The following is an 11,036-nucleotide window of genomic DNA, read 5'->3' as shown; positions in this document are numbered from 1 at the left end:
GCGAGTGGTTTTGCGTGGCGTTTTGAGGTTTTGAATTCCGCCGAGGCTGAACACCGGCGAAGCTCCTAAACCCGGCTCGAAAGAGCCGGGTTTTTTTGTTTTCGATTATGGTGGTTGACGCGGACGGCTGAGCAGAATAATCTGGAAACCGTGTCCCAATTGAATGGCTAAGCCATTGATCTGATTAGGACCGAAAACACACTTTGTGTCCCAGCCCATCCATTGATTTTGTTGGAAAATCTGCCGGTTCTTAGCGTCCTGCCGGGATCACCAGAACTTTGGCAGTTTGTTGCCAAAAAAAGGGAATGTCTGCGCAAAAGAAAGCAATAGTCTGCGCAAAACGTTGTCCAAAACGTATGCTCGGCAAGATAAATTGTTTTATATCAAGTCGTTATGGAGGCGTTGCGCGATTTGGTTGTTTCGCAATGCAGGGGGTGACTCCGTTGTATCGTGGTTGATCGAACAGTTACCGCTCATTCAATGATGTCACGACTCTAGAACATCTTGCTTGATATCGACCAGAAAAACTGGCTCGGGTTTACATAACCAAGTGGCTGGTACCATGCCTTCCAACGACTCATCGGTTTTTCTTGAAATAGCCAAGTGCAAGATCAGACGGACAATCTCCCGGCAGGTTGGCCGGGAAGCCGTCATTCGCTGCGGGCGCGAGCGAACACCGACGTGCTCGCTCAAGCGGACATTCACACCAGTGGAACAGCTTTCAGGACAATCTCATCAAGACCAGCGCCGCCAGCGGCTGCATGGTCGCGCAGTTGGGCACGCATGCGCGGTTCCCAAAAGTCGGTGATGTGCGCCGCGACCCTTGCAGGGGCGTCTTCGCCCGGTTGGGTTTTGAAAAATGTAGCGATCTGGTTCGCCATGCGGATCATTTTGTCAGGCGACATCTGCGGCCTCGTTATTGATACGTTGAGAATGGGAATAGAGGTCAAAGCCGCCGCCCCGGGCGAATGCGGCAAGTGTGACCCCCGCCTCATCGGCCAGACGCACGGCGGCACCGGTCGGGGCAGAGACGGCAATCAGGGCAGAAATACCGGCAAGGGCGCATTTCTGCACCAGTTCCACCGACAGGCGCGAGGTCATGACCGCTGCGCCTTGGGTTGGATCGATATTCTGACGCACAAGCGCCCCGATCAGTTTGTCCAACGCGTTGTGGCGGCCGACATCCTCGCGGGCCAGCACCACGCCAGAGCCGGGCAGCAAAAAACCGGCGGCATGGGTGGCACGTGTCAGGTCGTGTAGGCGTTGGTGGTCGCGCAGCGCGTCGGTTGCGCGGGCAACATCCTCCGCGCTGAGGCGCAGATCAGACACGACAGGCGGCACGGCACGCAGGGCCTGGTCCAGACTGTCGATGCCGCACAACCCACAGCCGACCGGTCCGGCCATGGTCCGGCGGCGCTCAGCAAGGGCCTGCGCCCGACTCTCGGTCAGCCAGAAGCGCGCCTCGATGCCGTTCGCATGATCGACGATCTCGAATTCCTCGACCTGTGCGGGATCGGTGACGATGCCCTCGGTCAGGGCAAAGCCAAGTGCAAAATCTGCCAGATCGGCAGGGGTCGCCATCATCACCGCCTGCGTTGTGCCATTGAACACCATCGCGACCGGCACTTCCTCGGGTAGCGCGCGATGAATGTCGCGCGTGCCTTCGGTGCGATGCGCGCGCCCCGGTGTGCTGACATGCGCCCGCATGGTCATTCCGCCGCAGGCAGGATGCGGCGCGCGCGGCTTGCCTGCGCTGCGTAGTCTTCCTGCCAGTCCGTCGGTCCGTTCGAGGGCGCAACTTGCACCGCCGTCACCTTGTATTCCGGGCAGTTCGTGGCCCAATCGGAATAGTCGGTGGTGATGACGTTGGCCTGCGTGTCGGGATGGTGGAAGGTGGTGTAGACCACGCCGGGGCTGACGCGGTCGGTCACCTTGGCCTTCAGCGTCGTCTCGCCCGACCGCGAGGCCAGCCGCACCCAGTCGCCATCGTTCAGTCCCCGGTTTTCGGCATCGTGCGGGTGGATTTCGAGCACGTCACCGTCATGCCATACCACGTTGTCCGTGCGCCGGGTCTGAGCGCCCACGTTGTATTGCGACAGGATGCGCCCGGTGGTCAGCAGCAGCGGGAAGCGCGGGCCGGTCTTTTCGTCTGTCGCCACATATTCGGTGACGATGAACCGCCCCTTGCCGCGCACGAAGCCGTCGACATGCATCAACGGTGTGCCGTCGGGATGCGCCTCGTTGCAGGGCCACTGGATCGAGCCCTTTTCTTCGAGTAGGGCATAATCCACCCCGGCAAAAGACGGCGTCGTCGCGGCGATCTCCGCCATGATCTGGCTGGGATGGGAATAGGTCCAACCTGCCCCCATGGCGTTCGCCAGCAGTTGCGTCACCTCCCAGTCAGCATAGCCGTTCTTCGGAGCCATGACCCTACGCACGCGGTTGATGCGGCGTTCGGCATTGGTGAATGTCCCGTCCTTTTCGAGGAAGGTCGACCCGGGCAGGAAGACATGTGCATAGTTCGCCGTCTCGTTCAGGAAGAGGTCATGCACGATGACGCATTCCATAGCCGCAAGGCCCGCTGCGACATGCTTGGTGTCCGGGTCCGACTGCAGGATGTCCTCACCCTGACAGTAGAGCCCCTTGAACGTGCCCTCGACCGCCGCGTCCAGCATGTTGGGGATGCGCAGGCCGGGTTCCGGGTCGATCTCGACTCCCCATGTGGTTTCAAAAATCTCTCGGACCTCGGGCAGTTTGACATGGCGATAGCCCGGCAGTTCATGCGGGAAAGACCCCATGTCACAGGAGCCCTGCACGTTGTTCTGGCCACGCAGCGGGTTCACGCCGACGCCGGGGCGACCGATATTACCGGTCAGCATGGCGAGGTTGGCGATGCCCATTACGGTGGTCGAGCCTTGGCTGTGCTCGGTCACGCCCAGCCCGTAATAGATCGCGCCATTGCCGCCACGGGCAAAGGTGCGGGCCGCAGCGCGCAGTTCTTCGGCGGGGACACCGGTCAAAAGCTGTGTCGACTCGGGGCTATGACGCGCGTCTGAAACGAATTCGGCATAGATTTGGAACTCGTCCCAGTCACAGCGTTCGCGGATGAAGGTCTCGTCCATCAGGCCTTCTGTCACGATCACATGCGCCAGCGCAGTGACGACGGCCACGTTTGTGCCCGGCGTCAGGGCCAGATGATGTGCCGCCTCAATATGCGCCGATTTCACAAGGTCGATGCGGCGCGGGTCGATCACGATCAGCTTGGCCCCGGCGCGCAGGCGCTTTTTCAGGCGGCTGGCAAAGACCGGGTGGCCGTCGGTTGGGTTGGCGCCAATGACGATGACCACGTCGGTGTGTTCGACGCTGTCGAAATCCTGCGTGCCTGCGCTGGTGCCAAAGGTCTGACCCAGCCCGTAGCCTGTGGGCGAGTGGCAGACGCGGGCGCAGGTATCGGTGTTGTTGTTGCCAAAAACCGCGCGGGTCAGTTTCTGCACAAGGAATGTTTCCTCGTTCGTGCAGCGGCTGGAGGTGATGACGCCGATGGACTTCTTGCCATAGGTCTCCTGCAACCCGCGCAGGCGGTTCGCGGCAAAGCTCAGCGCTTCATCCCAGCTGACTTCGCGCCACGGCTCGTCGATGGTGTCGCGGATCATCGGGTGCAGGATGCGATCCTTGTGGTTCGCATAACCATAGGCAAAGCGCCCCTTGACGCAGCTGTGCCCGCGGTTGGCTTTGCCATGCTTGTAGGGCACCATGCGGACCAGATCATCGCCTTGCATTTCCGCCTTGAACGAGCAGCCCACGCCGCAATAGGCGCAAGTGGTCACGACGGACCGATCCGGCGTGCCCATCTCGATAATGGACTTCTCTTGCAAGGTCGCAGTCGGGCAGGCCTGTACGCAGGCCCCGCAGGACACACAGTCCGAGGACAGGAAATCATCCCCCGCGCCCCCCGCAGACACACGACTTTCGAAGCCGCGCCCGGAGATGGTCAGCGCGAAGGTTCCCTGCACCTCTTCGCAGGCGCGGACGCAGCGGTTGCAGACGATGCACTTGGACGGGTCGTAGCTGAAATAAGGGTTGCTATCGTCCTTGGGCAGCCATTCGGGGTTGGCCTCGCCGCTGGTATTACGGGCGGCAAAGTGGTTGGCCATGCCGCCATTCTCGGGTGCCTTGTAGCGTACGTCGCGCAGGCCCACCGCCCCCGCCATGTCCTGCAATTCGCAATCGCCGTTGGCCGAACAGGTCAGGCAGTCCAGCGGATGGTCCGAGATATACAGCTCCATCACGCCCTTGCGGATCTTGCGCACCTTGGTCGAGTTGGTGTCGACCACCATGCCCGGCGCGACCGGCGTCGTGCAGGAGGCAGGCGTGCCCCGACGGCCCTCGATTTCCACGGCGCAGAGGCGGCAGGAGCCGAACGCCTCGAGGTTGTCCGACGCGCAAAGCTTGGGGATTTGGATGCCGATTTCGGCCGCTGCACGCAGCACCGAGGTGCCTTCGGGCACGGTGACCTCGAACCCGTCGATGGTCAGGGTGACCGGCTTGCCCGTTCTTGCGGGCGTGCCCATGTCGCGGTCGTCTGGAATGATGAAATCCTTCATTCGGCGGCCTCCTTCAGGCGTGCGAAATCGTCGGGGAAATGGGTGACGGCGGACATGACCGGGAACGGGGTAAAGCCCCCCAGCGCGCAGAGCGAACCGTCCTTCATCGTGTCGCACAGGTCCGCCAGAAGCGGCAGCGCGTCGGCATCGCCTTGCGCGATGCGGTCGATGGTTTCGACACCGCGCACCGCACCAATCCGGCAGGGGGTACATTTGCCACAGCTTTCGACAGCGCAGAATTCCATGGCAAAGCGCGCCATCCCCAGCATGTCGGTGGTGTCGTCGAAGACGGTCAGGCCCGCATGGCCGATCAGGCCGCCCGCCGCGTCGAATTCCTCGTAACCCAGCGGCGTGTCGAATTTCGACACGGGCATGTAGGCCCCGAGTGGCCCACCGACCTGCACCGCCTTGACCGGACGGCCCGACAGGGTGCCGCCGCCAAGGTCGTTCACCACATCCCCAAGGCTGATTCCAAAGGCCGTCTCGAACAGCCCGCCGCGTGCCACATTGCCCGCAATCTGAAGCGTTACGGTGCCGCGCGACCGGCCAAGGCCGAAATCTGCATAGGCCTGCGCGCCCTTTTCGAAGATCACCGGCACGGTGGCGAGACTGATGACGTTGTTCACCACGGTTGGTCGGCCAAGAAAGCCCTCGAGCGCCGGCAGCGGTGGCTTGGCCCGCACGACGCCGCGCTTGCCTTCGAGCGAGTTCAGCAAAGATGTCTCCTCGCCGCAGACATAGGCACCCGCACCCTTGCGGATTTCCATGTCGAAGGCACGGCCCGAGCCGAGCACGTCAGCCCCCAGCAGCCCCTCGGCGCGGGCGATTTCGACCGCGCGAGTCATCACCGCGATTGCGTCGGAGTACTCCGAGCGAAGGTAGACGTAACCTTTGGTGGCGCCGACGCCGATCCCGGCGATCGTCATGCCCTCGATCAGCGTGAACGGATCACCCTCCATCACCATGCGGTCGGCAAAGGTCGCGCTGTCGCCCTCGTCGGCGTTGCAGACGATGTACTTCTGCGGCGCCTCGGCGTCGTGGACCGTCTGCCACTTGATGCCCGTCGGGAAACCCGCGCCGCCGCGTCCACGCAGGCCGGAGGCCTTGACTTCGTCGACAATCTCCTGGCCGGTCATGGCCAGCGCGCGGCGCAGCCCTGCAAGGCCGCCATGCGCCTGATAGTCGGCCAATGACAGCGGGTCGACCACGCCGACACGGGCAAAGGTCAGGCGGGTCTGGCGCTTCATCCAGTCCAGTTCCTCCACCGGGCCAAGCGCCTTGGCGCTGGTCCCATCAAGGATGCCCGCCACGTCAGATGGTTCGGTCGAGCCGAAGCCGTGGCGCACGCCGTCGATTTCGACCTCGACCAGCGGTTCGAGCCAGATCATGCCGCGCGAACCGGTGCGCACGATCTGCGCCTCCGGGGCGGCGGCGCGCAGGGCGGCAACCACATCCTCGGCCCCCAGCGCCTTGGCGGCGCTGTCCATGGGAACGTAAATCTTCATGCGCCCGCCTCCGCCAACAGCTTGTCCAGTTTTGCCGCATCGACGCGGCCTACGACCCGGTCATCGACCATCGCTGCGGGGGCACAGGCGCACAGACCAAGGCAATAGACCGGCTCGATCGTTACCGCGCCATTGGCGGTGGTGCCGTGCCAATCGAGGCCCAGCTTTGCCAGCAGCGCATCTGCCATGGCCGCAGCGCCAACCGACTGGCACGCCTCTGCGCGGCAGATCTTCAGCACGTGGCGTCCGGCGGGCTTTTCGCGGAAGTCATGGTAGAAAGTAATCACGCCATGCAGCTCGGCGCGGGTGATGTTCAGCGCATAGCAGATCGGGGCATGCGCCTGCTCCGGGATGTATCCGAACGCCTCCTGCAAGGCGTGCAGCATCGGCAAGAGCGGTCCTTCGAGGTAGGTGTGGGCGTCGATGATCCGGGCGATCTCGTCGACGTCGATGGCGGTGGCGGGTTGGGCCATGGCTGTCGTCCTCCAATTTGGCATACCTTGGCACACGAAGCCTGTTGCCGATCAATAACGGCGTTCCGTGAGTCGATAGGGGTTTTGGATCAACCCGCGGCGGGAAGGCGCTGCGCTTCGGCCAGCAGGGCCGATAGAACTGGCGTGCGTGGATCGCAATGTGGCAGGATCAGGCCTACTTTCTGAGGTCGTTTCGCCCCTTCGAGCGGCACAAGCGCGAGGCCCTTGCCATCTGACAAAAAGCTGGCCACGTCCCTTGGCAAGACTGTCATGCAATGGCCCGACGCCACACTCGCCACCAGTGCAATGATCGAGTTCGACTCAATGCAGGTCATGGGGGTCACGCCGCTTTCGGCAAACAATTGGTTGATGATCCGCCGATTCTGCATGTCGGGCGTGAGCAGTGCCAAGGTTTCCCCGTCCAGATCGGACCATGCCATTTGCGCCCTTTTCGCGTGCCGCGAACTTTGGGCACATACGAGAATATAGCTTTCGTCATACAGCTCTGCAGTGTCGACCCGACCAAGCGGCTCGTTTTCCAGATATGATATTCCGGCATCGGCCTCAAAATCGTCGAGCATCTGCAGGATCTCGCGCGAGTTGCGCGACAGAATGGTAAACCTTACATTGGGGTGACGTTCGGAAAAGGCCGTACAAAGCCGCCCGGCCCAGGTCTGCGCAGTGGGGATCACTGCCAGCCGCACCTCGCCGGTCAATCCTTGCCGGCTGATGCGCATCTCATCGCGCAACTGCCGTGCGTCATCGACAATTCGCTTGGCCCAGGTAAGCGCCGTCTGTCCCTCGGGCGTCAGTCCACCGAAGCGAGAGCCTCGATGAACCAATTGCACGCCCAACTGCGCTTCCAGTTGCTTGATGCCGGCCGACAGTGTCGGTTGCGCAATGTTCAATCGCTCGGCGGCGCGGCCAAAATGGCATTCCTTCGCAAGGGCTATGAACATTTCCAACTTGTCGAGCACGATAGAGAATCCCGATCAGAACGTTCGAATTCAATCAGATATTCAAAACATGGCGTAAAGGGGCACCCGCGACAGGTGCCCCTTTGAATGCGTCATTCGCCCGGAACAGCCTGAAGCTCCGGTTCGTCGTGGTGGTGGTGTTCCTTGACCGGCTTCATCAGCAGGTTGGCGAAGAACGCCACGACCAGCAGCGCCGCCATGCAATACATGGTCGTATTGTAGAGCGATGGTGTTGGGTCGATCGTACCTTCCGGTGCGATCTCCATCAGTCTCGCGATCGTCACGGTTTTGGCCGCGACCAGTTGATCCAACTGCGCAAGCGGCGCGCCGAATTTCGCGGCAAAGGCTGCCGGATCCACCTTGGCGGCAAGATCCTCAATGGCACTCGTCACCGACATCTGGCGCAGCGACGTGATGGCCAATGGCCCCAGCACCCCTGCGGTGGACCATGCGGTCAGCAGACGTCCGTGGATGCCGCCCACGTGCATTGTGCCGAACATATCCGCCAGATAGGCCGGGATCGTCGCAAACCCGCCGCCATACATCGAGAAGATGATCATCGTCGCGGCGTAGAAGCCGATCAGGTAGATCATGGCCGGGTTGGTCGCCACAGCCGAAGCGAAATAGGGGATCGACAGATACAGCGCTGTGCCGAGCACGAAAAAGCACATGTAGGTCGCTTTGCGCCCAATGTAGTCCGAAGTCGACGCCCAGAAGAACCGCCCAACCATGTTGAACACGGAAATCATCAGTACGTAGGTCGAGGCGAAGGCCGCTGTAACCACCAGTGGCATCACCGTGCCGAAGATTTCAGACATCATGGTTTTGGCAACGCCGATCACGCCGATGCCCGCTGTTACGTTAAAGCACAGCATAACCCACAGCTGCCAGAATTGCGGCGTCTTCAGGGCTTGGTCGATATGTACGTTGTTCTGGCTGACCATGCCCGAGGCGACTGGCTTCGGTGTCCAACCTGCTGGTTTCCAGTCCTTCGCGGGAACGCGATATTGGAACGCGGCAAGGATCATCACGACGAAATAGACAATGCCCAGTGTCATGAAGGTCTGTGCAGCGCCCGTTGCACCAGTACCAACCACGTAGACGCCCGCTTGACCACCAAAATCCGCAGCCTGCGTAGCCGAGGCGATCACCACTTCTACCCGGCCAGCAGCCGTTTCGGCGAAGACGCGACCACCTTCGACGACAGTAGCAACGGTATCTTGCGCGCCCAGGAACTCAGGCGCCTTGGCATACAGGCTCAAGAGCCACCCCTTGACCGGGGCCGCGATCATCGCGCCGCCGCCAAAGCCCATGATGGCCATACCCGTCGCCATGCCGCGCCGGTCCGGGAACCAACGGATCAAGGTCGACACGGGCGAGACATAGCCCAGTCCGAGCCCGCAACCTCCGAGGACGCCGTAACCGAGGTAAACCAGCCACAACTGATGGCTGGAAATCCCCAACGAGCCGATAATGAAGCCACCGCCCCAAAGGATCGCCGCGACGACTCCGACCATACGAGGGCCAACCTCCTCAAGCCACTTGCCTGCAAAAGCTGCGGCGAGGCCGAGGAACACGATGGCCACGGAAAAAATCCACACCACCGATCTGAGGCTCCAGTCATCGGCGCTGGAGGCAACGACGCCCAGTTCGCGGGTCAGCGGCGGGTTGAAAACCGACCACGCATAGACCGAGCCGATGCAGAGGTGAATGGCGATGGATGCCGGCGGCACGCGCCAGCGGTTGAATCCTGGTTCGGCGACGATATGGCTCTTGTGCAAAAAGCCCAATGCGCCTTGTGAGGCGGTGCTCATGATTTCCCTCCCTTTGATGTCCCCGCGAGGCGCCCTCCTCCGGACGCATGTGGGGGCATGCAATGGCATGCAGAACCAGAAAAGGCAGAGATTACCTTGAAACGTCAATAATTTTTTACTAATTAAATCATATACTTGCAAGACATTCTGTCTATCGGGATGGGAAGACACGCTGAAATTCGCAACAAATTGTCCCACGCGCGACTGTACAGATGCGACTGTCTGGGACATTTTGTCCAAATTCGCCTAACCCCGATTTTCTTCCACGGGCAGCCGCACTTCGAACCGACTGCCCGCGCCGAGTGTCGAACACGCTGTGATCTGTCCACCTGCACGACTCACAATCTGACGGCTTATTGACAGGCCAAGCCCGGTTCCCTGCGCCTGCTTGGTGGTAAAGAACGGATCGAATATCCGCCCCAGAATTTCCGGATCGATTCCTTTGCCGGTATCCTCGACAGCAAGAATGATCTGTCCTGAATCCTCTTTCGTGACGACGCGCAGACTCCCGCCTGCGGGCATGGCGTGGACAGCATTCAAGATCAGGTTGACGATGACTTGCTGTAGCTCTGTCCGCGACATTTGGACCTTTGCACTGCTGCTTGTCTCGACCGTGGTTGCGATGCCCGCCGCCTCAATCTGGTGGCGCGTCAGAACAAGACAATCGCGGACCACCTGAGACGGGTCGACCTTCCTGTCGGCGCCGGAAAAGTCCTCGGGCCGGGCGAAATGGAGCAACTTCGAAACGATGACGCCAATGCGATAGACCTGATCGTCGATGAGGCGGAATTCCTCTTCGGCACGCTGGGCTGCGTCGCCCAGGTTGCTGCGTGCAAGGTCCAGATTACCCTGTATCACCGCCACCGGATTATTGATTTCATGCGCGACCGAAGCTGTAATCTCCCCAACGGCAGCAAGTTTCTCGGAGATGATCAGACGCTCGGTCGTCTGTTCCAGCCTCTGCTTGGCTGCGTGCAGTTCCCGTGTGCGCTCCTCCACCCTTTGCTCAAGGGTCTCACCCCAAGTACGCAATTCGCGGTCGCGCTGCTCGATCCTGTCGAGCAAACTGTCGAAATGCCGCGCCACTTGAACGATCTCGCCATCCACATCGCTTGGCGCGTTGCGCGCACTCAGATCGCCGCTTTCAACACGGTCGATGGTCCGGGTCATGCCTTCCAGCGGGCGAAAGATATGTCCCGCCCACCGCAGGAAGACCGGCACCGAGGCCAGTGCGATGAACAGGAAGGCAAGGCTCAATGTGATGACGGAATTCCGCTTTGCGGCGCTGAAGGGCGTTTCGAGGAACCCGACATAAAGCATTCCAACAGGTGTACCAAAGCTGTCGAAAATGGGTTCGTAGGCGGAGATATACCAATCATTGACGACGAAGGCGCGATCCAGCCAGATTTCCCCTTGGCCCAGAACCTGCGCACGAACCTCAGCCGAGACGCGGGTTCCGAGAGCACGAACATTTTCGAACAGACGGACATTGGTGGAAATGCGGACGTCATCGAGAAACAGCGTCGCGGTGCCTTGGCTGCCCTCGGGCAGGCTTTCGGCGCGGTAGACTAGCGCATTGATCGTGTCGATGAAGCCAAGGTTGCGGTTCAGTAGGACACCACCAACCAGAGCCGCCCGTGGCCCGTCCTGTAAGTTCAGAGGC

Annotated in this window: 8 protein-coding genes; all 8 read right to left on the bottom strand. The window is 61.0% G+C overall.

The features are described from left to right. Positions 1-701: 701 nt before the first annotated feature. Positions 702-905 (bottom strand): formate dehydrogenase subunit delta, encoded by a 204-nt coding sequence (locus MRY75_RS00560; RefSeq protein ID WP_292305196.1) that lies wholly within the window; start codon positions 903-905, stop codon positions 702-704. Further along, complete coding sequence (fdhD, locus tag MRY75_RS00555) at positions 895-1,713, bottom strand: formate dehydrogenase accessory sulfurtransferase FdhD (protein ID WP_292305195.1); 819 nt, start codon at positions 1,711-1,713, stop codon at positions 895-897. The genes MRY75_RS00560 and fdhD overlap by 11 nt, the downstream gene beginning before the upstream one ends. After that, positions 1,710-4,604, bottom strand: a complete 2,895-nt coding sequence (fdhF, locus tag MRY75_RS00550; RefSeq protein ID WP_292305194.1) for a formate dehydrogenase subunit alpha — start codon at positions 4,602-4,604, stop codon at positions 1,710-1,712. The genes fdhD and fdhF overlap by 4 nt, the downstream gene beginning before the upstream one ends. Continuing rightward, positions 4,601-6,109, bottom strand: a complete 1,509-nt coding sequence (locus MRY75_RS00545; protein WP_292305193.1) for an NADH-ubiquinone oxidoreductase-F iron-sulfur binding region domain-containing protein — start codon at positions 6,107-6,109, stop codon at positions 4,601-4,603. The genes fdhF and MRY75_RS00545 overlap by 4 nt, the downstream gene beginning before the upstream one ends. Further along, positions 6,106-6,582, bottom strand: a complete 477-nt coding sequence (locus MRY75_RS00540; RefSeq protein ID WP_292305192.1) for a formate dehydrogenase subunit gamma — start codon at positions 6,580-6,582, stop codon at positions 6,106-6,108. The genes MRY75_RS00545 and MRY75_RS00540 overlap by 4 nt, the downstream gene beginning before the upstream one ends. Positions 6,583-6,671: 89 nt before the next feature. Then, positions 6,672-7,559 (bottom strand): LysR family transcriptional regulator, encoded by an 888-nt coding sequence (locus tag MRY75_RS00535; protein WP_292305191.1) that lies wholly within the window; start codon positions 7,557-7,559, stop codon positions 6,672-6,674. 92 nt (positions 7,560-7,651) lie between these two features. After that, on the bottom strand, positions 7,652-9,373 hold the full coding sequence (locus MRY75_RS00530; protein ID WP_366934893.1) for an OFA family MFS transporter: 1,722 nt from the start codon (positions 9,371-9,373) through the stop codon (positions 7,652-7,654). 246 nt (positions 9,374-9,619) lie between these two features. Continuing rightward, a partial coding sequence (locus MRY75_RS00525) for a cache domain-containing protein (protein WP_292305189.1) occupies positions 9,620-11,036 on the bottom strand: 1,417 nt, incomplete at its 5' end.

Origin of the sequence: Marivita sp. (assembly GCF_022763305.1) — a bacterium.
In the GTDB taxonomy this organism is placed as follows: Bacteria; Pseudomonadota; Alphaproteobacteria; order Rhodobacterales; family Rhodobacteraceae; genus Marivita.
Note: the sequence above shows the minus strand (reverse complement) of the source record. Positions and strands in the feature narration are given on the sequence as shown.

Coding starts and splice junctions, on each gene's coding strand:
- fdhF (WP_292305194.1), bottom strand. CDS start 4,604: ATGAAGGATTTCATCATTCCAGACGACCGCGACATGGGCACGCCCGCA.
- MRY75_RS00530 (WP_366934893.1), bottom strand. CDS start 9,373: ATGAGCACCGCCTCACAAGGCGCATTGGGCTTTTTGCACAAGAGCCAT.
- fdhD (WP_292305195.1), bottom strand. CDS start 1,713: ATGACCATGCGGGCGCATGTCAGCACACCGGGGCGCGCGCATCGCACC.
- MRY75_RS00560 (WP_292305196.1), bottom strand. CDS start 905: ATGTCGCCTGACAAAATGATCCGCATGGCGAACCAGATCGCTACATTT.
- MRY75_RS00545 (WP_292305193.1), bottom strand. CDS start 6,109: ATGAAGATTTACGTTCCCATGGACAGCGCCGCCAAGGCGCTGGGGGCC.
- MRY75_RS00540 (WP_292305192.1), bottom strand. CDS start 6,582: ATGGCCCAACCCGCCACCGCCATCGACGTCGACGAGATCGCCCGGATC.